Here is a 26,148-nt window from a genome sequence, read left to right as displayed (position 1 = left end):
TTAACTTTCTTTTGGATCGTTACTCGTCTGCCAGCAGCGTTCTAGATGGCTAATTAACTCGCCGCGCGATGCAGTTAACTGTCTGACTACACTCCACAGCTGAATCGCTGCTGTCGTGCTGTAAACCTCAACCAGCAAGGGCTGATCAACCGCACACCCACAGGAAATTCCTAACTCTCGCAAGCGGTAATAAACTTGCCACCGATCTGCTCGATTCACCTCAACAACCTTGCCGGTTTCTGGTTGTGGCTCGATTGGCTCTATTGGATTCATTCCTTCCCACAGACGCGAAAAATTAGCATTGTCTATAACTTCCCTGGACTCGCTAGCCTTTCCGAAAATTCCCTGACCTAGGGAATTTTTACAATTTCACCCTAGTTAATACATATAACTCAAACGACAACAATTCTCAACTAGCTTAACTAAAAATGTAATTGTTTGCGAGAGATCGGCAAAGATATAGCTGAGGAACCAGTGCTTGCTGCGGATCGGTCAAACTGGCTCAGACTATAGTTAGACACCAATATTGGGTTAGCGTGATACACTTACTGCATTAGCAACAACCGTTGCTTATTGAGAGGAGAACACAACGATGTCCGAAACTCAGAGTGTATTGCGCTCCTTCGGTCAGGTTTATGACAATCCGGTGTTGCTGGATCGCAGTATCACCACCCCGGTTTGTGAAGGCTTCAACATTGCTCTAGCGAGTTTTCAGGCGCTGTACTTGCAATATCAAAAGCATCACTTTGTGGTCGAAGGTTCAGAATTTTATATGCTGCACGAGTTCTTCAGCGAAAGCTACGAACAGGTGCAGGGACACGTTCATGATATTGGCGAACGGTTGGATGGACTCGGTGGCGTTCCTGTGGCTGGCTTTGCCAAGTTAGCAGAACTGTGCTGCTTCACGCCAGAAGATGAAGGAGTATTTTCTTGCCGCCAGATGGTGGAACACGACTTAGCTGCCGAGCAAGCCATGATTCAGCTCATCCGCCGTCAGGCAGGACAAGCAGAAAGTTTGGGCGATCGCGCAACCCGTTATCTGTACGAAACAATCTTGCTGAAAACCGAAGAGCGAGCTTATCATCTGGCTCACTTCCTCGCTAAAGACAGCTTGACCTTGGGTTTTGTCCAGACTACGAATAATTAGTATCTGCCTCTTGGAACCAGTTGAGGTAAGCTAGATGTAGCCTAAATATGCAGGCTGCTAAAGTTTTCAGCACCTAACCTGTGATTCTTTAAGACAGAGAGTAACACTAACTGAGCAGAGGGAAGATATCTTCTCTCTGCTTGTTTATTATGAAGTTGTAAAAGTTCTGATTAAGTTGTCAAAGAAAACCCAGAAATTTATCTTAAGCTTGTTGAAATTAGTTGTCAACTAACTAAAAAGGCAGATTTATTGGCTTCCATACATCATGGGAAGGAAAACCGAGGAGTTTCAGAATACAGGAGCGGGTTTGACGTATCACGGTAGAGACCCGATAACCTGGTTTTCTAAAACTGATAGCCTCGCTCAAACCGCCCTTTTCGAGGCGAGTGGGTCGTAACCAGAAGACACCGCCCGTTGACCGAAAAGAAGTTGCACAAACCTTTCGTCATCAAATCTTGGGCAAATTGGCAAAAACCACTACCAAGCATCGGGAAGAAAGCCCTTAAAATAATCTGGACTTAAAACAGTCACGCTAGGACAAACAACTATGCCCCGCCGCCAGGACATCCACAAAATTCTGTTACTAGGCTCTGGTCCAATTGTGATTGGACAAGCCTGCGAGTTTGACTATTCAGGCACTCAAGCCTGTAAGGCGCTCCGGGAGGAAGGATATGAAGTCGTGCTGGTGAACTCGAATCCAGCCAGCATTATGACCGACCCGGAAACGGCTGACCGCACTTATATTGAACCGTTGACACCAGAAATCGTAGAAAAGGTAATCGCCAAAGAACGACCTGACGCTCTGCTGCCCACGATGGGAGGTCAGACTGCTCTAAATCTAGCCGTCACCCTTGCAAAAAATGGAGTATTGGAAAAGTACGGAGTCGAATTAATCGGAGCCAAGCTACCGGCGATTGAGAAAGCCGAAGACCGGCTGCTGTTTAAAGAAGCAATGGCGAAAATCGGGGTGAGTGTTTGCCCATCGGGGATTGCTAGCACGCTCGACGAAGCGAAAGCGATCGCATCCCAAATTGGCAGCTATCCCTTGATTATCCGCCCTGCTTATACCCTAGGCGGCACCGGCGGCGGTATTTCCTACAACCAGGAAGAATTTGAAGAAATGGCTCAGGGCGGTCTGGACGCCAGCCCGGTGTCGCAAATTCTCATCGAACAGTCGCTGTTGGGTTGGAAAGAGTACGAACTAGAAGTCATGCGCGATTTGGCAGATAACGTCGTGATTATCTGCTCGATTGAGAACCTTGACCCGATGGGCATCCACACTGGGGACTCGATTACCGTAGCACCCGCGCAAACCCTCACCGATAAGGAATACCAGCGGTTGCGGGATGCGTCGATTAAAATTATCCGCGAGATTGGGGTAGAAACCGGCGGCTCGAATATTCAGTTTGCAGTTAATCCTCTGACTGGCGACCTGATTGTCATTGAGATGAACCCCCGCGTTTCTCGCAGTTCTGCCCTGGCTTCTAAAGCGACCGGGTTCCCAATTGCGAAGATAGCGGCAAAGTTGGCGGTAGGCTATACCCTCGACGAAATTCCCAACGATATCACCAAGAAAACCCCGGCGTCCTTTGAGCCAACCATTGACTATGTGGTGACGAAAATACCCCGATTTGCCTTTGAGAAATTTCCGGGTTCTCAGGCAATCCTGACGACGCAGATGAAGTCGGTGGGAGAAGTGATGGCGATGGGACGGACGTTCTGCGAGTCGTTCCAGAAAGCATTAAGAGGCTTGGAAACGGGTCGCGCGGGTTGGGGATGCGACAAGAGCGAGAAATTGCCGAGTTTAGAGCAAATTCGTTCGGGACTGCGGACGCCTAATCCAGAGAGAATCTTCACCGTTCGTCATGCCATGTTGATGGGGATGACGGTAGAAGAAGTCTATGAACTAACGGGAATCGATCCGTGGTTCCTAGATAAGATGCAACAACTGTTGGAAACCGAGAAGTTCTTGAAGCGAAGCAAGCTGAAAGACCTGACAAAAGAAAAGTTGTGGGACATCAAGCGGGAAGGTTTTAGCGATCGCCAGATCGCCTACGCGACTAAAACGACAGAAGATGAAGTCCGCGACTACCGTAAGAATTTGGGCGTCGTCCCCGTCTACAAAACCGTGGATACCTGTGCGGCGGAATTTGAGGCGTTGACTCCTTATTACTACTCAAGTTACGAGGAAGAATCGGAGGTATTGCCCTCAGATAACCGCAAGGTGATGATTCTAGGGGGTGGCCCGAACCGGATTGGACAGGGGATTGAGTTTGACTACTGTTGTTGTCATGCAGCTTATTCTCTCTCCAAGCAAGGGTTTGAGACGATTATGGTCAATTCAAACCCAGAAACCGTTTCCACTGATTATGATACGAGCGATCGCCTCTACTTTGAGCCACTGACAAAAGAAGATGTTCTCAACATCATCGAGGCGGAAAAGCCGGAAGGGATTATCGTGCAGTTTGGGGGGCAGACGCCGCTAAAATTGGCTTTGCCATTGCAGGAATATCTGCAATCCCACCCCGAAATCACCGCTAAAATTTGGGGAACTTCGCCAGATTCGATTGACACCGCTGAAGACCGAGAGCGATTTGAAAAAATCCTGCGGGAACTCAATATTAAGCAGCCAGCGAACGGAATTGCTCGGAGTTTTGAAGATGCCTTAGCGGTCGCACAGCGCATTGGCTACCCCGTCGTGGTACGTCCTTCCTATGTATTGGGAGGACGGGCGATGGAAATTGTCTACTCCGATGAGGACTTGCAGCGCTATATGCTCTATGCGGTGCTGGTAGAACCCGATCATCCGATCTTGATCGACAAGTTTTTGGAAAATGCGATTGAGGTGGATGTGGATGCGATCGCTGACCACACTGGCACAGTAGTGATTGGCGGCATCATGGAGCATATCGAACAAGCGGGCATTCACTCTGGGGATTCTGCCTGTTCCTTGCCCTATACTTCCCTATCGGAAGCAGTTTTGGATACCATCCGTACCTGGACGTTCGATCTCGCCAAGACTCTCAAGGTGATTGGTTTGATGAATATCCAGTTTGCCGTTCAGGGGGAACAAGTTTACATTCTCGAAGCCAACCCCAGAGCCTCGCGCACCATTCCTTATGTCTCCAAAGCGACAGGAGTGCCTCTAGCCGCTCTAGCGTCCCGGATTATGGCAGGTGCCACGCTGGAATCCCTCGACTTGACAGAGGAGGTAGTGCCGCGTCATGTTGCTGTCAAGGAAGCCGTGTTGCCTTTTGAAAAATTCCCCGGTGCTGACACTCTTCTGGGGCCAGAAATGCGCTCGACCGGAGAAGTGATGGGGATTGACGTGGATTTCGGAAGAGCGTTTGCTAAGGCAGCGTTAGCAGCGGGACAGCGGTTGCCCTTATCTGGCACAGTGTTTGTCTCAATGAACGACCGGGACAAGGCGGCGGCGGTGCCAGTGGTCAGAGATTTGATTGAATTGGGCTTTCATATTGTCGCCACCATCGGCACGCGCAAAGTGCTGCGGGAACATGGGCTAGAGGTGGATGTGGTGCTGAAACTGCATGAGGGGCGTCCTCACGTTCTAGATGCAATCAAAAATAACAAGATTCAGCTGATTATCACCACACCGTCTGGGGAAGAAGCGCAGGCAGATGGACGCTTGATTCGTCGCAGCGCCCTCACTTACAAAATCCCCATGATCACGACGATTGCAGGTGCCAAAGCCACTGCGGCAGCGATTCGCGCCTTGCAGTCAGCTCCTTTGGAGGTGAAAGCCCTACAAGACTATATTGGCATCCCCAACTATAGTGATGCCAAGTTGAGTCCAATCCAGGTTTAACCCTCCAGTCCCCTTTTCGGAATTGGAAAGGGGAGGGGTGAGCTCGGAGTGTATGGCATAAAAATAAGAACCGCTATAAATGCCAAACGCCCTTCCAGGAATTCCCCATAATTCTTAGGGGATTTTACCGAAGCGATCGCAAGGGTGTTCATCCAAACCTGTTTTCTTCGAGAAACAGGTTTGGGTTCTTTCAAAACTAAGCCGAAATCTACGTAGATGCGATCAGTATCCCTACTTAAGCCAGGGCTTAAATCAGGTTTTGAAAGAGCGAAGCATCCCCGTTCTCACACCCTTTCCCGTTCAAAATGTCAAGCTTGTCATCCCAGAAACTGACGATGAGCTGTTGCAATTTATTGACAACCGTTATGAATTATTAGGAATAAGTATAAATTTATTACCCCCTCGTTAAGGCAACGGTTGGCAGCAACGGAGTTAATATTTTTTGACAGCTACAAGAAATTACCACAATATTTAATTGTCATCAAATCATAAGATTAGCCTTCTATCGAGAAGCGTGGATTCACAACTACTTTTCTACGCAATTTGATAGAAACTTGACTGGAAAGGCATCTTGATAAAAGGAAATCTCAGTAGGCAGAGGTACTATAGGTTACACAGGAAGTTTGAGCGGTGTTCCCCTGATGCAACCGAACCGATGCGATCGCTAAATAGCCACGTCATTGCAGCATACGCTGTTTGCTACGCAACACGCTCGCCCGATAAGCGATCGCTCAAAGTACCTCAGGCGGGTCAAGGTTAAATTTTCTTCCTATAAGTCTGACAAATGTTTGCCCGTAATGATCCCAGATGTTTTGTCGGGGCAATGCCAATCAATCGAACTTTAGACAAACACAACCGTAAAGTTTTTTCGAGCGAGTTCAAGCCAGGACTCAAAATCTAAGTAAGCTAAGTATAGAAAAACACAAAATATTAGTTTTATTTTACTGGTTAGAAATCAAAAATTTTTTCTAGAACTCATGCAGCCTCAGACATCTAGACGAGAATGAGTTTGTCACTTTTCCATAACTTGATGAACCCTCGAATTCACGTAAATTTTAGTGGATATTTCACCGGCGATCGCAGTGCAATGTTATTTTTATAATGGATCTACTTAAGCTAAATGATGTTGAGGTAAAAAATGCAATACTCAAACCCTAAAAAATTCCACCTAGAGATGCTTGAAGGTGAGTCAACAGATAATCTAGATAAATCATTAGAAGCAATTTTGGCTCAACTAGAGCAAAATAACCAATTTGTAAGTGAATTTCCGGATGTTGAGGAACTGGGGTTGAAGCATATTAGTCGTAACAAGAGGGCAGTAATAGAGAGAATGATTGCCCTCTGCCTATTCAAGTCCAAACAAAAGCCTAATGAAAGCCGGACAGAGTTTGAATGTGCCTAATGAGAAATCTCTCCAGCGACTGAAAGACTTGATCTTGCACGTTGTAGAGGCAGATACAGATAACTTCCTTGAATTAGCAGAAATTGCTGGATTAAATCCCGTTAAAGATTTCGCGGGTGCTAATCTCAGTGGTGTTGACCTACATGGTGCCGACTTAAGCGGTTCGATTTTGCTGGGTACGCTGCTGCTGGGTGCCAACCTGATTGGTGCCGATCTCGCGGGTGCCAAGCTAAATAAAGCCAACTTGAATATGGCTGATTTGAGTGGTGCCAATTTGCTCAGTGCCAATCTCATCAGAGCTGACGCCATCAAAGTTTGTTTGATGGGGGCAAACTTGATTGGTGCTAACCTCAACAGTGCCAACTTGCTATGTGCCCGACTGAATGAGGCTCAAATGATTGGAGCCGACCTTTGTCGTGCCAACTTGATTGATGCTTCCTTGTGTAGTGTCAACCTGAGTGAGGCGAACTTGAGTTATGCTATCCTGCGTCGTGCTGACCTGAGTAGTGGCACGTTGATAGGTGCAAACTTAATGGGTGCCGACCTAAGCGGCGCTGACCTGCGTCGTGCCAATTTGAGCGATGCGGATTTAGCCACTGTAAAAGTGGAGAAGGCTCGATTTGGAGAGAATACAGGACTTTCAGAAACCATGAAGCGTGACTTGAGGCGGCGAGGAGCAATCTGGTAAGGATGTTCGCGCTCGTTGCTCGTCCAAAGCCGCTTCCCGAATCTGCCACAACTAAGTTTTATAATACTTTTCGGTTAACTTCTCTCCAAAGAGTCTAGATGGGGGAGAGAGGCAGGAAAGTAGAGAATTCCGTTTGCCTGATAGATAGGGACTTCCCCAATCCATAAGCCCCCATTCAGAAGCAAGATTAGGCAAGGCGATGGATCGAGTCTAGGGTCACTGGTTGTTGATTATTGGGGCAAGCGTAGTGAATGCGATCGCTTCCGCATCCCAAACGCCAAAACGCTCAAAAACACCAACCCGATTACCCCCGCCAAGGGATTCTTGTCAACGCCGGTAATCCAGTCGGAAACTTGACCAGAAAATTGCACCAGATTCCCCACATTAATGATGTAATATCCCCAAACCAAACCCGCGTGCAGACCGATCGAGAGTCCCAAACGCCCCTTGCTTCCGCGCTTTGCCCAAACCAGGGTTAATCCCAGCAGCAACAACCCTGGAAATCCTGGCAAAGTCCGAAAAATCTCCCTCAGCGGCTTCAGAAAATGTAGCAGCGCAAAGATAAAAGCATCGGCCAAAAGAGATACGCGGGGGCGATAATCCCGTTCCAACTCATCTAGCAGCCAGCCTCGGAATACCAATTCCTCTGCAAAACCGATACCCAGAGCGCTCGCCAACCCGTCTAAAATCAGTTTAGGTAATGGAATCGCGGCTGGTTGCCACACCAGCCAACCCAATAGCCCCTCCAGCCCAAACAGACTGAAAGTAATTAATATGCCAACACCCAGTCCAGAGAAAAGCTCTTTAGCATTTTGCCGCGTTCCTTGTAAACCATAGCGTCTCAGTAACTGGGGTTGCTGATAGACTTTCTGACCCCACCACCGAACAAGCAGAAGAAACGCCGCAAACAACAGTCCCATCGTCAGGATGGTGACTAAGTTGGGATCTTTACTCAAGAGTAAGTAAATGGGTGCAGCCACGGGCAACCAAAGCAAGAGTAAACTCAGCACAAAACAGCCCAGCCGCGCCGGTGCCGGGTACTGGGCTAAACGAACAAAGTTTATTTTTAACAACCTCTTGCCTCTTACTTGTTGCCTGGGCGTATCCTATTCGTCCGGTTCTATGGTGCTGGTTAATCCTTGATTATTCAAAGTTTCGCTATAGAACTCCGCATGCTCCAAGGCGCAAGTAATCACGAGAGCAAGCCCATTGGTATGAGCTTCCATCATGATGCTGACAGCCTGAGGTTGGGTGATACCAGGCACCGTCGTTATCAAAACCTGCACCACGTACTCCATTGGGTTGAAGTCATCATTATGGAGCAACACACGATAACGAGGTGCGAGTTTACGGACTGTTGAAGGCTTTTGTACGGTTTCGACAGACACTGCTCTTCCCTCTTCGTTACTGATCTACGATTGATAAACGCTACTTGAACTCTCCTCTTCTCTACTCCAGATGCGATGCGAACACAGCTTGCGTGCTACCCTACGGAAAGCCGCTACGCGCCTACGTTACCCCATCTGAAGCTGGGTCGATCAAGGCAAATGTTAAGATTCTAGCTGCTTTTTTTATATTACTCAATACTTATGCGTTCTGATTATGCGTTGTGAGGAGGCGATCGCTCTTCACTTCTGCCTTACTCCAGCATTTCTCTGGCGTCACTAACGCGGATGCAGTGGTCAAGCCCTTTAGACTGACCTAGTAAATGTCTAAGGTCATCTACCCTTCCTGAGAAGCTAAAATAAAGGAGTTAACATTACTTAACATTTTCCCAATCATGCAGGCAACCCCAGCAGCCTCTACCGTCCCCATTCCCGGCACTTATTGGCAATGGCGGGGGCAATCCATCTATTATGTACGGGCAGGACAACCGCAACCCGAACGCCCGCCCCTATTATTGATTCATGGCTTTGGTGCCTCTACAGACCACTGGCGCAAGAATATTACTGAACTGAGTCAGGATTTTGAAGTTTGGGCGATCGATCTGCTAGGCTTTGGACGTTCAGCCAAGCCGGAGTGGGAGTATGGAGGAGACTTGTGGCGAGACCAAGTGTATGATTTCATCACTAACGTGATTCGTCAGCCAGTTGTGTTAGCAGGAAACTCTCTAGGTGGCTATTGCGGTCTTTGCGTGGCAGCCCAGCGTCCATCAGCCGCCGCTGGGTTAGTCTTGCTCAATAGTGCTGGCCCGTTTACCAATCTTAAAGTGCCGACTCAACCGAACCCGATCCAAAAAGTGATGGGTGAAGTCGTTCAGTCACTTTTTCGGCAACCCTGGGCTAGTTTCCTTTTGTTCCAGTACGCGCGACAACGTTCAATCATTCGGAATACGCTCCAGAAAGTTTATCTCGACCAGAGTGCGATCACCGATCGATTGGTGGAAGAAATCTATCGCCCCTCTTGCGATCCCGGTGCTGCTCAAGTGTTTGCTTCTGTCTTCAGAACGCCTCAAGGCGAAAAAGTTGATGTTTTATTGAAGCAGATGCGCTGTCCGCTGTTGCTGTTGTGGGGAGAAGCAGATCCCTGGATGAATGCAAGAGATAGAGCCGAGCAATTTCGTCAATACTATCCTCAACTGACAGAGCATTTTCTACAAGCAGGTCACTGTCCCCATGATGAGGTGCCAGAACAGGTAAATGCTCTGATGCGCTCGTGGGTATTAAGCAATTAAAAATTCAAAAAAATGCCAAATTAGAAATGAGAGAATTTTTAATTTGGCATTTTTATTGGTCTACCAAGGATTGCCGATCATGGTGAACGCTGCCCAGTAATAGGGATGAGAGAGTTTCTTATTCCCTAACCCAGCTAATTCTGGAGGCAGGGATATATCTTCGCTAGAAGTATGCATTTTATTTCCCATAATGCTCACTTCTCCATTAATCATTGATATCTGTGCCTGCCGCAATGCCTCCGCTTTAATGGGGGCTTTTTTCAATTGGGTATAGAAGCTGGTCATCAGTCCCAGTGTCCCTTCATCGCTGACGTACCACAGACTTCCCATTGCCGATTTCACGCCTGCTTGCACAGCCAATCCAGCAAAGCCCATCTCTGCCTGTTCATTACCTAACGCTGTGCGACAGGCACTTAGCACTAATAGCTCTACGGGTGGATCGTTCCAGCCCATTTGCTTGAGCTGATTCAATCGGAGCTTGGTGTCCCATAGCTGAATATAGGATTGGCTAGGAGGACCTAATTCAAATTCCGCATGAGTTGCTAGATGGACAATCCCAAAAGGCTGTGAGTAGCGCTGGGACTTCAGATTCTTGAGGGTAAAGGCGTCGTTAAGGAAGGCTTTTCCTTTCCACAGCTGGGGCGTAATCATTGACAGCTCCAGGGGCACTGATGGTAACGCGCTTTGTTCAGGAAACTTCTCCGCTCCCATTGCCAGGACTTGGGAATTTTTTATGTCTTTGAAGAGAGTATCCGTCAAACTAAGACTGGGCATCAGCCCCGCACTGTATTTCTCCACCAGAAACTTTTGACCATCGTGGAGAGCGGCAATTGGGATAGAGCGCAACCCACTGTCTGCGAGGAAGACCATATTCTGGATGTCTCGCTCTTGTAAATCGGCTTCAATGGGTGCAATCAGCCACTTATAAAGTTTTTGGGCTGGAGCCAGGTAAGCCTTCTGTCTACGGGGGCTAATCACTTCGGCGCGGAATTGATCGGCAACTTTGATTACTTGCGATCGCGTTGTCCCAGGAACCCGCTTGCGAATTGGTACACCCTCAGAAGTTACTACCAATACTTCCAACTGGTCGCTATTGTTAAGCTCTTGCCGATTGACCTTAGCGAGGGAACTAGATTGCTGCAAATTTTCTGGTTGATTAAACGGCTGTAGAGACTTAGTTCCGTTGAAAGCCGTTGTATCCAGTAGGCTCGGATCGAGTGCAATTGTCTGGGGCACAAAAGTTATATAGATAAGTGCCGGTTTCACTCCAGTTGCTTTCTCAATTTTTTGCAGAATACTACGAGCCTGCACCAGGGTTGTCGTCCGAGAATCAACAGGTTGGCCCAAATATTCCTCAAATTCACGGGTAAAGGATGCTTCCAGAACTGCAACAGAGTCACCTGCATCGGTCTGGGAAGACGATTCCGCATTCACATTTTGTGATGATGAATTTTCCTTGCCGGAAGAGGTAGAAGTCGGAGCGTTTCCTGAGCCGGATAAGTTATCTCCTTGACTTGTTCCGTCATCTCCCTGGCTTGCTTGATCGCTGCTAGAGCTGCCGGAGCTTGTGTTTTTGCCGGTGCTACCGGAGGAGCCTGTCGTTTTGCCGGTTCCAGTACCCCCTGTGCTACCGGAGGAGCCTGTCGTTTTGCCGGTATTTCCGCCACTGCCGCCAGTATTTCCGCCAGCATTTCCACTGCCGCCAGCATTTCCACTGCCGCCAGTATTTCCGCCAGCATTTCCACTGCCGCCAGTATTCCCACTGCCGCCAGTATTTCCGCCAGTATTCCCACTGCCGCCGGTGCCTAGGTCACTGCCGCCAGTATTTCCGCCACTGTCACCGGTGCCTAGGTCACTGCCGCCGTTATTTCCGCCACTGCCGCCAGTGCCTGTATCGTCTCCAGGGCTAGGAGTGGGATTGGGATTGGGAGTAGGAGCAGGGGTGGGATCGGGAAGGGGGCCAGGACTAGGAGTGGGGGTGGGATCGGGATTGGGATTGGGAGTAGGAGTGGGGGTGGGATCGGGAGTGGGAGTAACATCTACACCTACCTTCCCGGCTTTGGTAGATCCCGTGTATGTTTTGGGAGTTGCTGCGCCTGTTCCTGCTGTTAAAGTAATAGTGCCCGAAGTGCCTTGGTTGCCATTGCCAGGATTGCCAGGATGTGTAGCATCTATATCGCCGTATGAAATGCTGCCTTGAGCGGACAACTTTACATTACCCGAATTGCCTTGACCCACAGCCGTTGTTGTGATGCCGCCGGTAGTAATGTTGCCCTTTTGTGCAGTCAAATTTACCTCACCAGCATTAATTTTGCCCTTAGCATCTGTTGCGATTGTGCCGGTGTTAATGTTGCCCTGTGATGCAGTCAACGTTACACTACCAGCACCGCCAGTGTTGCCATTAACAGAAGTTTTAATATTTCCAACAGTTACACTTGCTCCTGTAATGGTTAACGCTCCCCCGGAAGTTGTGATGGATTGCGTTTTATCCATTGAAAAAGATCCGGCACCAATGTTATCAGCGTCGGCAGTAAAGGTAATCGAGCCACCAGAAGAAAACTCCAGCGACAAACCGTTGTCGATGGTGATATCATTGGTCGCCTGTAGTAGGACGTTGCCAGTCTGATTTTCGAGTACGCTCTTGGAGATGGTGAAGTCTACCTCATCCCCTCCATCAGCCGAGAAAATTTGCCCTGCTAAGTCTCCCGAAGGATTATCGGCATTGAGTTGAGCGTCGTCCGCACCACCTGTAGCGACTATTTTGATATTCTTCGGATCGAGCAGAAGGGTGCCGTCCACCCCATTCGGGGCACCTACATTCACCTCTCCTTTAAATGCTAGGTTTTCCTTGCCCGATACTTCGACAAAGCCACCATTACCTTGATTGATGCCCCCACTGGCACCGATCTTGCCATAGAAGCCAGTTACTTTGTCTGCCCAGACGATGACATGACCACCATCGCCGTTGAGCAAACTGTCAGCATTGATCGTAGAGTCGCTGCTGATGTAGGTATGAGAGGCATTCGGGATGGTGCCTTGCCCCTGAAAATCTCCACCAATCAGGACGGTACCACCGTCATTGGTGCCTGAAGCGTTAACATTGGCACTAACCAGCCCGACTTTGTTGCCCAAGACCTGCGCTGTACCACCAGTCTGACCTGAAACGTTGAGACTGCCGGAGGCGATCGCAGTGCCGGGATCTGTGGGAATACTAACCCCAGATCCCGTTAACACTACCTGACCGTTGCTGTTGACTGTTAGCCCAGTCGCACTCCCTGCACCACCTCCCGTTAACAGTTCTGGGATGGAAGCAACTGGCAATGTCCAATTTTCCGGCTGGCTATCGGCTGCTGTTATGGGTTTAATTTCTAAGCTCAGCAGATTCCCTGCTTGACTCAGGCGTACTATCTTCTCACCAGGTACGGCTGTTAAGGTGATCTTACCCCCAGGAGCGGTCACGGTTCCGGTATTTACTACGGTGCCACCCAAAAAAGCAATATCCTTTCCTGCACCTACACTTAGCTGACCTGCGTTGATAATGGCACCGGGTTGAGCGTTGGTGAAGGCAAAGGCGTTGGGTTCTCCCCCTAAGTCAGCATAATTATTACTACCAGATGCATTAAACCAGTTATTACCAAAACCAATTCCTGTGGCAGTGGTGGCGGTGAAGCTTCCGTTTACGTTTAAGCTGGCGTTGGCACCCAATACAATCCCAGATGGGTTAATTAGAAACAGATTGGAATTGCCATTCGTAACTTGGAGTAGACCATTAATTATAGAGGGGTTTCCGCCAGTGACGCGACCCAATATATTTTTAATATTTTGGTTTGACAGAAAATTCGCAACTTGGTTGGCGTTGAGACCAAACTCGGAGAAACTGTGAAAAAGGTTTGCCCCATTACTGGAGGTTTGTCCCCCAGTAATGTCGAAACTGTTGCCATTGGGATTGACAATGGTGTTCGTGCTGTTGGTGGGGTCTTTATCTGGCACAATTTGTGCCTGCGCGATCGCCCACTCGATGCCCCCTGGCTCGAGCGCAGGCAACATCCAAAAGGCGAAGGGTAAAATTAGATATCTTATCCTTTTTCCTTTTTCTCTTTTCACTTTAAAAATTTTTGCCTTCAGTAACAAACTAATTCCACACACAGCGGCTTTCATTGGCCTAATTCCTGGAAATAAACACATCGCTCGCTGCCACTTCTGGAACTGTCACCCCAACTTGTATTGCAGGTAACAGGAAGCCAGATACTTGGTAAGAATGCACCGAATTTTCTTGTTTTATTCTCAAATAGAGGAGTGGCAAAAGCTGCAAAAAAACATAATTTAGTTTGCACTGCCCAGCCCCATTTCCAAGCTATCCTCAAAAACCAGATTTTAGGCATTTTTAATGATTTTATTTTAACAAGATGTGCTGAGCCGCTTGTCCCTCTACAGCTATATAAACTTCAGATGTGAACGCATTCCTGTTAAGAGAGGGTAAAATTATTTTTTCTAGAATTAATTGGCTGTGACGCTGATTGAGTTTATGCCAATTGGGAATTCCCAATCATCATCAAAACGGATGATTAGGAAAATTTCAATTTCCCACATCGATTCAGTTCAGTCGGTAAGATATACCCTTCCGGATTGTACAGCTTTCTGACCTTAAAAGTACCTTTTTTCCTTCAAAATTGCCGCGTGCGTCAATGATAGCCTCGGGCTTCGATGCACCGCTCCGAAAAGGCTGTCATTGATCTGGAAATTTTGCGATCGCTGAAAGATCAAAGGCTCACGAACGCTTTTGCTGCCACTACATCCTGAATTTGAAGATTTCCGGAAGAATTGGCGTTAACTGAATAAAGATGCGATCGCTTTCTTCAGATCCGCTGTGTGCAATAGTCGCCGTAAGTTTTCTGGAATTCACAATCTGATGTGTAACCATTCCCCTCGCCATACTGACCCCGCGTTGAGGGGCGTGGCGTTTGAGGTACGAGACCCAATATTTACAGGAATGCGGTAGGTGCGCTTAGTTGCTCTACCCTTCCGACAAATCATTATGGGTTGGGGAGAGGTTAACCGAAAAGTATTGACTCCTATCTTACTCAAATATTGCCTTTCACTGCACTTCGCCAATCAGGGTCAATGCCGCCCAGACTAAGGGTTCGGGCATATTTTCAGGATTGTTAGCATGGCACTTTGCCGCGCAGTGGCTCTGTCTGGATTTTCCTGGAGATTTTGATAAAACTCCGTCATCAGTAAAGAAGTGAGAGCTTCTGCGATCGCACAGAATGACACCAAAACACTGGGAACTCCAGCCGAAATAAAAGCGCGAGACAGCCTGATGACGCTATCGCCTGTAATTCAACCTGTCAGTGTTGAGTTCCTCCCCCTTGACCCTTTTTTCCTCAGTCCTCAGTCCTCAGTCCTCAGCCCTTACCCCTTAGCCCTCCCTCCTTTTACCAAGGATTGCCAATCATCGTGAAAGCTGCCCAGTAGAAAGGATGCTCAAGACTTCTATTTCCCAGTTCTGCCATTGAGGGTGGTAAGGGAAAGCTGCCATTGAGGGTGCGGAGTTGACCTCCCTCTAAGCGTACTTTGCCCTTGAGCATTGCCACCTGTGCCTGACGCACCGCCTCTGCCTTGATGGGCGCTTTTTTCAATTGTTCGTAGAATTCTGTCATCAATCCCAAAGTCCCTTCATCGCTAACGTACCAGAGACTCGCTAGGGCTGACTTGACACCTGCCTGCACTGATAACCCGGCAAAGCCTAACTCTGCCTGTTCATCTCCCAAGGCTGTACGACAGGCACTCAGCACCAGTAGTTCTACAGGAGGGTCATTCCAACCTAACTCCCGCAGTTGATCCAATCTCAGCTTGGTGTCCCACAGCTGAATATAGGAATTGCTTGGTTCTCCTGACTTAAATTCCCCATGCGTGCCCAAGTGAACAATTCCGAAAGGTTCTTGCTGACGCTGCGTCTTAAGATTTTTCAGAGTGAAGGCATCGTTGAGGAAAGATTTACCCGACCATAGGGAAGAGGCGATAATGGACAATTCGACTGGCACGGCGGGTAAGGGGTTTTGGTCAGTAAATTTGGCTGCCCCCATTGCCAGGACTTGGGTTTTTTTAATATCCCGGTAACGAGTATCGGTTAGGCTGAGACTCGGCATGAGTCCAACGCTGTATTTTTCCACTAGGAATTGTTGCCCATCATGGAGGGCGGCAACGGGAAGACTCCGCAACCCAGTATCCATAAGGAAAACCAAATTATCGATTTTGCTAGCTTCTAAATCAGCTTTTACGGGTGCTATCAACCACTTATAGAGTTGTTGGGAGGAATTGAGGTAACGGTTTGATTTGAGCGGCTTGGTGATTTCTGAGCGAAATTCCTGGGCGACTTTGAGAACTTGACGACGTGTTACCCCTGTGACTCTCCTGCGAATTGGTGGTTTTTTGCCTGTCACAATGACAAGTTCAAGTTGGTCGTTATCCTGCGGGAGAGGATTGTTTGACGATTGAGCTGGAATTTGCGCTAGCTGATTTATGGCTAATCCCTGAGAGTTGAATTGCCAAAGAATATCTGATTGTGATGCGGGATAAAGGAGCTGACTTTTATCTGCCGCCGTTCCTGGTGTAACTGTTGCAGGCACAAAAGCAACATAAATAAGTGCCGGTTTCACTCCAGTTGCTTTCTCAATTTCGTTAAGAATTTCACGCGCCTCATCCAAGGTTTTTAAGGGAATATCGGGAGCGAGTCCCAAATATTCCTGGAATTGCCGTGTAAACTCTTGGTCGATTTGAGCAACAACTGGATCGATTTCGACTGAGGCAAGGGTTCTCGTTGCCGGTATTCGTGTCAGCGGCGTCTCCTGCGGTGGTGATAATTCGCTAGAAAATGGCGTTGGGGAAGGTGTGGGGATTGGAGTTGGAATTGGTGTGGGAATTGGTGTGGGGATTGGAGTTGGAATTGGTGTGGGAATTGGTGTGGGGATTGGAGTTGGAATTGGTGTGGGGATTGGCTCAGCTACATTGATTGTGAGCTGTTGCGGGGCTGAGAAGGAAACGCGATCGCTCGCACTAATTGTAAAGGCATTGAGCAAACCAGTCGCGCCCGCTGGCGGTGTGTAAATTAAAACATCGCTCAAAGACAAAATGGTTCCCGGTACGATGACGGTACCATCTTGTTTGGTCAGCGTTCCCCCATTAATGGCATCAATGCGTATTGAGGTAAAATCGCTATTTGCATCGGTTATAGATGGATTTAAACTCGCAACGGTGAATGTAATCGACTGATTTTGTTGAGTAGCCGTTAGCAGAGTATTTGCGGTCAAAGTCGGTGCTTGGTTGATAAAAGTTATCTGAATACCATCAACACTAGGATTGCCCACCTCGAAGGTATTGTTATTGGGAATCAGCGTATCGATAGATGGAATTATTTGTGTAGGAGAAGAAGAAATTAGCGCCCCATTCCCACTACTTCCACCCGTATCAATCGCTCCCGCCGTACCGTTGTTAGTTGCATCGCCGACGATAAATTGAAAGTTATCTTGCCCCCCATCATGCTGGATGATAACAGAGCCTCCTTGCGTCACTCCACTAGTGAGGATGGTTGCCGAAGTGCCGCCAATTATATTCAGTCCCTTAACGACTCCTAGAGAAGATATTGTGGCATTACCACCAATGAGCGAGCCATCGATTCCATCTACTTGTTCTTTAGCTTGGGTAGTAATTGTATTAAAGGTAATATTGCTATCTGTTGTTAAGCTAACTAACCCACCTAATGCATTAGTAACCAGATCGGCAGAGGGGGGATTAACAGTAGCAGAGGAATTAATGTTACCTGTGATTATATCGTCCTTAGCTGTGAAGTTGACCGCACCCCCTGTAGCAACGATGGGGTCAGTAGCAGAGGAATCAATATCGCCAGTTTGAATACTACCTTGGGCATCTAAAGTAACTGAGCCGCCTATCGCATCGAATAAAATGTCACTACCATCGAGAGTAACAACAGCAGAGGAATTAATTGCATCTGTTGTAATGTTGCCTCCAGCAGTTATCTTGACATTACCTCCTGTAGCTCCTGGGTTATCTCCAAGGGAAAATATGTCAGCTTCTGCAAAAGAATTAATTGCGCCTGTGGTGATATTACTTCCAGCTTCTAGAGTAACTGCGCCGCCTATAGATTGAAAACTAGAAGTGGAGGAGGAATCGATATCGCCATTAACTGTAATTGTGCCGGTGTTAGTAGTTAAACTCACCAGACCCCCATCACCTTCAGTCGCAGAGGATGTAAGATCGCCTGTGAGAATGTTGCCGTTGGTGGCGTTGAGGAGGATATTGCCACTATTCGCGTAGAAAGAAGAGGTGTCTAGATTGCCGGTAGCGATCGCGCCGTTGTTGCTGGTTAGTTGAATATTGCCGCTATCGGTATTAATACTTCCAACAGTGATACTCGCTCCAGAAATCGTTATATCTCTTCCATTTGTCTGGATGCTGTTCGCCGGATTCTGCATCACAAAAGACCCAACACCATCATTATTAGCGTCCGCTGTAAAAGTAATTGACGTACCAGGTCCAAAGTCAAAGTCCAGAATCCCGTCTGTAGTTAGATCGTTGATAGTGATGTTGTTAGTCGCTTGCAAAATCACATTGCCAGAGGCGGAGGCATTTTCCAGTTCGGTTTCCGAAATGATGAAATTTGCAGGAGCATCACCCTCAAGAATTGTGCTGTCTGTTAATTGACCGTCTTGCGCTCCCGGACCAGCACTTTGATCTGTTATCGTGATGTTGAGTGGATCGAGTAGTAAGGTTCCCGCCTTACCTTGTGGCGCAAGCGTATCCACCGCGCCTTTGAAAGTTAAGCTTTCCTTGCCTGAAACTTCCACAAATCCGCCGTCGCCGGAAATCTTGCCGCCACGGGCGCTGATATTGCCATAAAATTCAGTTGCCTTATCAGACCAAATGATCGCACGACCCCCATTGCCGTTGTTTTTGCTATCTACATTGATCGAAGAGTCTGCACTGACATAAGTTCTAGAGGCATTCGGTACCGTCCCCTTCCCTTGATAATCGCCGCCAATTAGCACCGTTCCGCCGCCAAGACTGCCGGAAGCGTTGATGTTGGCACTCACCAAACCTACTTTTTCACCCAGAACCTGCACTTTACCGCCAGTCTCCCCGGATGTGTCAAGGTTGCCAGCTACAATCGCAGTACCTGTATCGGTGGGGATTGCAACACCAGATCCCGTGAGTACCACTTGACCTTTGCTATTAACGGTGAGTTTAGTCGCATTCCCAACTTTCCCGCCCGTCAGCAACTGCGGTACGGATGGGGGATTAGAGATTGGGGATTGGGGATTAAAATTCTGAGTCACGACCTCCAAACTGAGTACGTTTCCTGGCTGACTAATCCGCACGGATTTTCCGCCGGGAACCGCTGCTACCGTTAGATTTCCTTCGGGTGCTAAAAGTTGCCCAGTATTGACAACAGTGCCACCGAGTAAGGTGAGATTTTTTCCCTGTCCTACTGCTAAGTTTCCAGTGTTAACGATGGCACCGGGTTGGGTAGCTGTGAAAACAAAAGTGTTGGGATTTCCTTCTAAAGCGGCATAATTATTGTTACCAACAGCATTAAACAAATTATTGCCAAAGCCGATACTGTTGGCAGTGGTGGCAGTGAAAGATGCAGGCACATTCAGACTAGCGTTGTTGCCAAAGACAATTCCGGCTGGATTCATCAAAAATAAGTTTGAATTTCCGCCAGTAACTTGAATTAAGCCATTAATGACGGAGACATCTCCACCGACAACTCGACCAAGAATATTCTGAATGTTGGGGGTGGATAGGAAGTTGGCAATCTCACCTTGATTGAGATCGAACTGGTTAAAGCTGTGGAAGAGATTCTCGCCTTGGCTTGATAGCTTACCGCCAGTGATGTCGAAGCTATCGCCATTGACGTTGACAAGGGTACCAGTACCATCAGTAGCCGGAATAATGGGTTGTGCCAAGGCTTGTTCTAAGCTGATGGCTCCTGCTAGAGGCAAGGCTGCTATTACTAGGCTGACTCTTCTCACTCGGGGGTTCATTTTGCTCTCGCTTCCAAATATTAAGAAATATTGAACAACCAATCGCAGTTCGGCTTTGCCGAAGTTACTACGTTTTTGTTTGCACGGGTTGTCCCTTTACTTTTAACCAATCGCTAACTGTGATGTACTTTCCGGACAGTTATTATACCGCTGTTATAACTTATCTGAACCCGGATTGTCTTCAGTAATTAAACCCAGTCAAGCCTAAGAAAAAAGTTTTTTTAGAAGAATTTGATGAGACTTATGGATAAATTGAATTTTACCGAAAAAAACTGATACAAAAGCGTCTATTCCCACCTTGGTATTTTGGAAGGGATTGTCCGCAAAACTAAAATCGTAATCGTCAAAAATTATCATGCCGCCAACTTTGACAAGCGCCCAACTTAAAACGGCATCTTCCAGAACATCGCTGGCTAGGTGAGAGCCATCAATGTAAACTAAATCATAAAAACCTAAGGGTAACGAACGCAATATTTGTTGAGATTTACCTACTATTTTGCGTACCTTTTCTCCTGCACCCGTCCGACTGATATTAAAGTCGAACCGCATTTCTATCGAGTTGATATAGTCAAAATCATATCTTTGATGTTCTAAACTACCTGCAAAAGTATCTATACAGATAATTCGGCTAGAATTATCTATCAAAATATTTTCTAAAAACCAACAAGTAGATCGACCCTCCCAACTGCCTATTTCTAAAATATTTAATCCAGGTATTTTAGATAAAGGTTCAAGATGCTCATTCAAAATATCAAGGTTGCGGCTAAACCAGTCTGTAGAAAATTGATAGCCCTTTAATATGGTCTCAATTTGATAACGAGCTTTCGCATATTCAGGCTTGATTGTTAAGACTTTATTGTAATGAATAATTGCCTCATTAAGCCTACCGATTTGCTGAAAAATCATGCCCAAATCGTAGTAGGATTCAGCAAATTCAGGTTTAACCTCCAGCGATTTCTGGTAACAAGCGATCGCCTGTTCAATCTGCTCTTGCTTCCACAATCTTTCTCCCATTTTAAAATAGGCTTCAGCTAAGAGGTTTTGCGATCGCTGGTAGTTACTTACATCCCCTTGAGTAGAGAAAAGTTGGACAGATGCCTGCAAATCAGCGATCGCTTCTGGATATTTACCCAATTTAGAAAGAGCATTTCCTCGGTTATTGTAGGCGACGGCAAAGTTAGGATTAAACTGTAATGCCTTGGTATAATCGTCAATGGCTCCTTGAGTATCTCCTAAATCGAAGCGTGCAACCCCTCGATTAGTGTAAGCTTCAGTAAAATTAGGATTGATATCCAGCGCCTGAGTGTAATCCTCAATTGCTTTTTGCCCATCGCCTAGCCTGGAGCAAGTATTACCCCGGTTGTAATAGGCAACAGCATCATAGGGATTGAGATGCAAGATTTGGCTATATTCCTCGAAGGCTTTTTGATGGTAGATTTGCCAAATTCTCTGTCCAGTTAAATGTCTTTCGGGGTGGTGATGTCTGTAAGTCTGTCCTTCGTGCTGTCTCCAGATAATCACTTGTTCGGCAACAGAAATCCCTGTTTGACCAGAGAGGAATAAGCCTAAAAATAAAGTGCCAGTGGAGAGATATTCTGTTTGCACTTGTTTGAGGATGCTGGGCAATTCTTCAATCCAGTCTCCAATCTTGAGGCTGAAGCAGGGAGGGCAGAATTTTAAATTAGCGATCGCTTCTCGAAATAATTCATTTCCTTGGTCTTGGTAAATTGGGGACGGTATATCCTTGAACTGCCCAATAACCGCTGTATAAGGTGATAGTAAGGATGCGCTGAGGAAGTTGGTTAGGCTCTCTAGCGCCTCATCATCCCCATCTAGAATAAATACTTGTTGTACATTTTCTCTTTTTGCATCAACCAGAGCCTTTATTAGCGTAGAAGTTGGCCCTCGATGCTCTAGTCGTCTGATTTGGTATTTATTTTTAACACCAGCCAAATCAGGAAAATTCTTGCTTCCATCATCGTATACAACAATATCAAAGTCTCCCTGAATCGAACGGATAGCTCGTTCTAGATATGGATAGCTGGGATCGTAATATCGAATAATGATGCGTGTCATCACCGTCAATTTAAGAATGCAGAACAGCCTTCATCCCAAACCCATCGCTAACCCATTGCTCAAAATTTCCCTGATCTGAATTGCTCTCGATGGCAGAAACCAGGTAAATTTTTCTCTTATCTTTCTTAAGGAGTAGGTTTAAGGAGTAGGGAAGTCCTTTCTGGCATAGTATAAGGCTCCAGAGATTGTGAAATTTAATTGTATACAATAATACTTTGCAACTTTTGGCAGTAGTCTGGGATCTCTAGCCCAGAACCTTTGCAGCATTGTTAGGTGCTGTAAGCGATCGCTTATCAAGAGGGCGATCGAGGGAACTCTACCACTCTAATTGTTGTAACTAATTGGAAAATTCAGGAAATTCTATCAATCACGCCAATTTCCGGCTGATATCCTTGAGCAGTAGGCTCTCTGGCTTTCTTTATGTCTTAGGTCTTCTTGCTTATTCGTTAATATTTTGTTACAAACAAGAGAGTAAGCACTCTCGTGGACGCGAAACATTATGTTAGGCGGCCTTACTGGTTTCACAAAAAATACTGGCACTGATTGGGGAGAACGCCTCCTCAACACAGTCGCTAGCCAGACCATTCGCCACATGTTTACCCAGAGTGAGTCTGTGGAAGTTGCTGTTCGCTGCTATCCCTCCAGCAAGCTTTTGCAGGGCAGTATTGACAGCTTCAAAATGAGCGGTAGTGGTCTCGTGATTCGCCGCGAGTTTCGCACCGAGGAGATGTCGTTTGAGACAGACGCCGTCTCGATTGACTTTAGCTGTGTAATGCAAGGTCAGATTCGCCTTAAGCAACCTACCCAGGCAGTTGTACAGGTGACGTTAACCCAGGCAGATATTAACCAATCCTTTCAGGCAGAACTGGTGCAGAAACGCCTGCAAGATATTTCTACACCAGCTTTGACAGATTTATCTGGCGGTCAACCCGTTTCCTTTACCGAAGTACAAGTACAGCTGCTGCCTGAAAACCAAGTGCAAATTTTTGCACAGGCAGATTTGGGCGAAAAAGGATTGGTTCCGGTCAGCATGAAAGCAACCTTAGCCGCGGAACGGCGGCGTCGCATTCGGTTTAAAGATCCCCAATTTCAACCAGAGGCGGTTCCAGCAGAATCACGGGAAATTTCTCAGACCTTGACATCGGCGTTTGCGGAAATTTTAGATAACATGGTCGATTTGGATCGCTTTAATCTCGACGGCGTGACAATGCGAATTAACCGTTTGGAAACGCAAGGAGATAAGCTAATTTTCAGTGGCTATGCCCAAATCGAGCGCGTTCCCAATAATCCTTGATTATTAGGCAGTAATCCTGGGTAATTCTTCCCATCGCAGGGTCAGAACTGCGCTACAAGGAGCGGAGATTGAACACCGAGCGTTTATCCTTGGTTCGTCAAGGTAAGCGATCGCACAACTGTGCCTTAACCTCTCAGCCTTACGATAACAGTGGTGTTATCTAGGAGATGTCTTGTGACTGCTGGAACCTCACCCCCGCAGCTTCAAAGAGAGTTAGGGGTTTTGGGTGCCACGATGATGGGTTTAGGTTCTATCGTTGGCACGGGCGTGTTTGTCAGCATCGGCATTGCTGCCGAAATTGCTGGACCTGCGGTAATTTTGGCGATCGCGATTGGAGCCATCGTGGCAACCTGCAATGGTCTCAATAGTGCCCAGTTAGCCGCAAATCATGCCGTCAGCGGTGGCAGTTACGAATATGGCTACAAGTATCTCAATCCGAGTCTGGGTTTTACCGCAGGCTGGATGTTTCTCTTGGCAAAGACTGCCTCAGCCGCAACGGCAGCTTTGGGTTTTGCTGGCTATTTGCTGAATGCGACGGGTTTGTATGGACGGGGATTTCTGATTCCCACAGCGTTAGCTGCGGCGATTTTGATGACTCTGATTGTTTTGAGCGGGATTCGCCGCTCTAATCGCGCCAATATTGTCATTGTCTCGGTGACGCTGCTATCTTTAATTTTCTTTGTCCTTGTTTGTTTACCCCGCGCCACAGAGGTTGGTACAGAAAATCTCACACCATTTTTCACAGGTTCCCCGGCGACGGTACTCCAAGCCAGCGCCTTGATGTTTGTAGCTTATACAGGTTATGGTCGGATTGCCACGATGGGCGAGGAAGCCCGGGAACCCCGAAAGACGATTCCAATCGCGATGATTGTCAGCCTGGGGGTGACAATGCTGCTTTACATGGCAGTGGCAACCGTTGGCATTGGAGCGGTCGGGACAGAAATTTTAGGCAAAGCAACCCAGGCACAGGCAGCTTCCCTGGAGGTGGCAGTTCGCAGCGTTGCTGGTTCCAGGGGGGCGACGATTTTATCGATTGGTGCGATCGCGGCAATGCTGGGGGTACTATTAAACTTGATTTTGGGTTTGTCCCGCGTGCTGCTGGCGATGGGAAGACGCCGGGATATGCCCAGAATGTTAGCACGGCTAAATCGGCAAGGAACGACACCCGATTTAGCGGTAGTAGTGGTAGGAATTGCGATCGCTCTTTTAGTTCTGCTTGGCAATGTCAAAACGACTTGGTCGTTCAGCGCCTTTAACGTCTTGATTTACTACGCAATTACCAATCTGGCAGCATTAAAAATGCCAGATTCAGAACGGCTCTATCCCAAATGGATAGCTTGGACAGGTCTAGGATCTTGTCTGTTCCTGGCTTTCTGGGTAGAGCCGCAAATCTGGCAAATGGGTCTAGGATTAATTGTCGCTGGTCTAATCTGGCACAAAGTCAGGCAAAGAGTTAGGGAGTTATGAGTTTTAAGTTATTAACTCATAACTCATAACTCATAACTTTTCTTAGCGACCAACGCCGATGTATTGGAAACCGGCACTTTCTATTTCCTTCCGGTTGAGGAAGTTACGACCATCAATCATCACCGGGTTGTTCATCAGCTTAGACATTTTGGTGTAGTCCAGGGTCTGGAACTGCTGCCAGTCTGTCACCAACACAAGGGCGTCACAACCATCAGCCAGGCGTTCGGGATCGGTTTCCACCATCACGCCGGTTAAGCCATGACGCATCCCAGTTGAAGAAACAATCGGATCGTAGGCTTTCACTTTCGCCCCCAGCCGGTTTAGTTGCTCAATGAGATTGAGCGCTGGAGCATCGCGCATATCGTCGGTATCGGGTTTGAAAGTCAGACCTAGCAATCCCACCGTTTTGCCTTTGAGGATTTTTAGCGCCTGTTGCAGTTTTTCGATCGCAATCACGCGCTGGCGTTGGTTGACACTCACAGCAGCTTTCATCAACTGGGCATCATAGCCGTAGTCGTCAGCCGTATGAATCAGAGCGGAGACATCTTTCGGGAAGCAGGAACCGCCCCAACCAATCCCAGCTTGCAAAAACTTGTTGCCAATCCGGGAATCCAAACCGATGCCCTTAGAGACCTGGGTAACGTCAGCACCAACGCGATCGCAAATATTGGCAACTTCGTTGATAAAGCTAATTTTAGTTGCCAGGAAGGCATTCGCGGCGTACTTAATCATCTCAGCGGAGTTGATGTCTGTAACCAATACGGGCACTGGCGGTAAGGATTTGTCTTCTGCCACTTGGCGCTCGACAATGGGGGTATAGAGTTCCTGCATCATGGCGATCGCTTTCGGATTGGTGCTACCCAGCACAATCCGATCCGGGTTAAAGGTGTCGTAAACCGCCGAACCTTCGCGCAAAAATTCTGGATTGCTAACCACATCAAACTGAGGAGTTGTTTCTAGTGTCAGCTCCTCGGTAGCAACGCCGCCAGCTCCCACTAGGGACTTTTGGCGCTCCAGAACGCCATCGAGTACAATCATCCGCACCCAGTCCCCAGAACCAATTGGCACTGTGGATTTATTCACAATGACTTTGTAACCACCGTCAAGATGAGCGCCGATGCCACGGGCAACCGCTTCCACATACCGGGTATCGCTTTCACCGTTCGGTAAAGGGGGAGTACCTACTGCGATGAACAAAATTTCTCCATGAGCCACTCCAGCACCCAAATCGGAGGTGAACTCAAGATGCCCTGACTGGGAAGCCGATTGCATAATTTCTGACAGTCCTGGCTCATAAATTGGGGACTGTCCCGCCTTCATCAACTTGACTTTTTCTTCGTTATTGTCCACGCAGATGACATGATGCCCAATATGAGCAAGACTGACACCGGTTACCAAGCCAACGTATCCAGTGCCAATTACGCAAACACGCATAGGAGTAAACCTCAAAAAAATTGAAATGACAGTTCTGGGGGTATCAGCGGTTAGGTAGGCCTTGGTTAAAAATCAT

The 26,148-nt window shown here is 47.5% G+C and carries 15 protein-coding genes; 7 read left to right on the top strand and 8 right to left on the bottom strand.

Annotated elements, in window-relative coordinates; genetic code table 11:
* A complete protein-coding gene (locus H6H02_RS02810) occupies positions 1-273 on the bottom strand; it encodes an Asr1405/Asl0597 family protein (RefSeq protein WP_190814468.1) in 273 nt (90 codons plus the stop codon).
* 319 nt (positions 274-592) lie between these two features.
* Here H6H02_RS02810 and H6H02_RS02805 point away from each other — a divergent pair, with 319 nt between their 5' ends.
* From H6H02_RS02805 to H6H02_RS02790, 4 genes are all read left to right on the top strand, one after another.
* Entirely contained in the window at positions 593-1,147 is a 555-nt protein-coding gene (locus tag H6H02_RS02805) for a Dps family protein (protein WP_190415157.1), read from the top strand.
* A 547-nt stretch (positions 1,148-1,694) separates the two neighbouring features.
* Positions 1,695-4,973: a carbamoyl-phosphate synthase large subunit gene (gene carB / locus H6H02_RS02800; RefSeq protein ID WP_190814466.1), complete on the top strand. Its 3,279-nt coding sequence runs from the start codon at positions 1,695-1,697 to the stop codon at positions 4,971-4,973.
* A 1,138-nt stretch (positions 4,974-6,111) separates the two neighbouring features.
* Positions 6,112-6,375 (top strand): hypothetical protein, encoded by a 264-nt coding sequence (locus H6H02_RS02795; protein ID WP_190814463.1) that lies wholly within the window; start codon positions 6,112-6,114, stop codon positions 6,373-6,375.
* Complete coding sequence (locus H6H02_RS02790; protein WP_190814461.1) at positions 6,368-7,063, top strand: pentapeptide repeat-containing protein; 696 nt, start codon at positions 6,368-6,370, stop codon at positions 7,061-7,063. The genes H6H02_RS02795 and H6H02_RS02790 overlap by 8 nt, the downstream gene beginning before the upstream one ends.
* A gap of 230 nt (positions 7,064-7,293) precedes the next feature.
* Here the strand turns inward: H6H02_RS02790 and H6H02_RS02785 are convergent, their stop codons facing one another.
* Positions 7,294-8,127 (bottom strand): type II CAAX endopeptidase family protein, encoded by an 834-nt coding sequence (locus H6H02_RS02785; protein WP_347342562.1) that lies wholly within the window; start codon positions 8,125-8,127, stop codon positions 7,294-7,296.
* Between the two features lie 42 nt (positions 8,128-8,169).
* Positions 8,170-8,451: an ATP-dependent Clp protease adapter ClpS gene (gene clpS / locus H6H02_RS02780; protein ID WP_190814459.1), complete on the bottom strand. Its 282-nt coding sequence runs from the start codon at positions 8,449-8,451 to the stop codon at positions 8,170-8,172.
* Between the two features lie 392 nt (positions 8,452-8,843).
* Here clpS and H6H02_RS02775 point away from each other — a divergent pair, with 392 nt between their 5' ends.
* A complete protein-coding gene (locus tag H6H02_RS02775; protein ID WP_190814457.1) occupies positions 8,844-9,737 on the top strand; it encodes an alpha/beta fold hydrolase in 894 nt (297 codons plus the stop codon).
* Between the two features lie 60 nt (positions 9,738-9,797).
* Here the strand turns inward: H6H02_RS02775 and H6H02_RS02770 are convergent, their stop codons facing one another.
* The 4 genes from H6H02_RS02770 to H6H02_RS02755 all read right to left on the bottom strand — a co-directional run bounded on the left by H6H02_RS02770 (position 9,798) and on the right by H6H02_RS02755 (position 21,877).
* Positions 9,798-13,784 carry a CHAT domain-containing protein gene (locus H6H02_RS02770; protein ID WP_242040533.1) on the bottom strand — a complete coding sequence of 1,329 codons (3,987 nt, stop codon included), beginning with the start codon at positions 13,782-13,784 and terminating at the stop codon, positions 9,798-9,800.
* 1,086 nt (positions 13,785-14,870) lie between these two features.
* Positions 14,871-15,014, bottom strand: a complete 144-nt coding sequence (locus H6H02_RS26955) for a CHAT domain-containing protein (RefSeq protein ID WP_242040532.1) — start codon at positions 15,012-15,014, stop codon at positions 14,871-14,873.
* Between the two features lie 158 nt (positions 15,015-15,172).
* Positions 15,173-19,801 (bottom strand): CHAT domain-containing protein, encoded by a 4,629-nt coding sequence (locus H6H02_RS02760; protein WP_242040531.1) that lies wholly within the window; start codon positions 19,799-19,801, stop codon positions 15,173-15,175.
* A gap of 204 nt (positions 19,802-20,005) precedes the next feature.
* Positions 20,006-21,877, bottom strand: coding sequence for a tetratricopeptide repeat protein (locus H6H02_RS02755; protein WP_190814454.1), 1,872 nt, complete (start codon positions 21,875-21,877; stop codon positions 20,006-20,008).
* A gap of 499 nt (positions 21,878-22,376) precedes the next feature.
* Between H6H02_RS02755 and H6H02_RS02750 the strand changes: the two genes are divergently transcribed.
* On the top strand, positions 22,377-23,171 hold the full coding sequence (locus H6H02_RS02750) for a DUF2993 domain-containing protein (protein WP_190814452.1): 795 nt from the start codon (positions 22,377-22,379) through the stop codon (positions 23,169-23,171).
* 174 nt (positions 23,172-23,345) lie between these two features.
* Positions 23,346-24,638: an amino acid permease gene (locus tag H6H02_RS02745; protein WP_190814450.1), complete on the top strand. Its 1,293-nt coding sequence runs from the start codon at positions 23,346-23,348 to the stop codon at positions 24,636-24,638.
* A 42-nt stretch (positions 24,639-24,680) separates the two neighbouring features.
* Here H6H02_RS02745 and H6H02_RS02740 read toward each other — a convergent pair whose 3' ends face one another.
* A complete protein-coding gene (locus H6H02_RS02740; RefSeq protein ID WP_190814447.1) occupies positions 24,681-26,072 on the bottom strand; it encodes a UDP-glucose/GDP-mannose dehydrogenase family protein in 1,392 nt (463 codons plus the stop codon).
* Positions 26,073-26,148 lie beyond the last annotated feature (76 nt).

Origin of the sequence: Coleofasciculus sp. FACHB-1120, from assembly GCF_014698845.1 — a bacterium.
In the GTDB taxonomy this organism is placed as follows: Bacteria; Cyanobacteriota; Cyanobacteriia; order Cyanobacteriales; family FACHB-T130; genus FACHB-T130.
The sequence above is the reverse complement of the archived record's forward strand: the minus strand, read 5'-3'. Positions and strand labels throughout refer to the sequence as shown.

What these genes read in the sequence shown, in the direction of transcription:
- H6H02_RS02810 (WP_190814468.1), bottom strand. Translation starts at nt 273, where the DNA reads ATGAATCCAATAGAGCCAATCGAGCCACAACCAGAAACCGGCAAGGTT.
- H6H02_RS02805 (WP_190415157.1), top strand. Translation starts at nt 593, where the DNA reads ATGTCCGAAACTCAGAGTGTATTGCGCTCCTTCGGTCAGGTTTATGAC.
- carB (WP_190814466.1), top strand. Translation starts at nt 1,695, where the DNA reads ATGCCCCGCCGCCAGGACATCCACAAAATTCTGTTACTAGGCTCTGGT.
- H6H02_RS02795 (WP_190814463.1), top strand. Translation starts at nt 6,112, where the DNA reads ATGCAATACTCAAACCCTAAAAAATTCCACCTAGAGATGCTTGAAGGT.
- H6H02_RS02775 (WP_190814457.1), top strand. Translation starts at nt 8,844, where the DNA reads ATGCAGGCAACCCCAGCAGCCTCTACCGTCCCCATTCCCGGCACTTAT.
- H6H02_RS02770 (WP_242040533.1), bottom strand. Translation starts at nt 13,784, where the DNA reads ATGTTGCCTGCGCTCGAGCCAGGGGGCATCGAGTGGGCGATCGCGCAG.
- H6H02_RS02760 (WP_242040531.1), bottom strand. Translation starts at nt 19,801, where the DNA reads ATGAACCCCCGAGTGAGAAGAGTCAGCCTAGTAATAGCAGCCTTGCCT.
- H6H02_RS02755 (WP_190814454.1), bottom strand. Translation starts at nt 21,877, where the DNA reads ATGACACGCATCATTATTCGATATTACGATCCCAGCTATCCATATCTA.
- H6H02_RS02750 (WP_190814452.1), top strand. Translation starts at nt 22,377, where the DNA reads ATGTTAGGCGGCCTTACTGGTTTCACAAAAAATACTGGCACTGATTGG.
- H6H02_RS02740 (WP_190814447.1), bottom strand. Translation starts at nt 26,072, where the DNA reads ATGCGTGTTTGCGTAATTGGCACTGGATACGTTGGCTTGGTAACCGGT.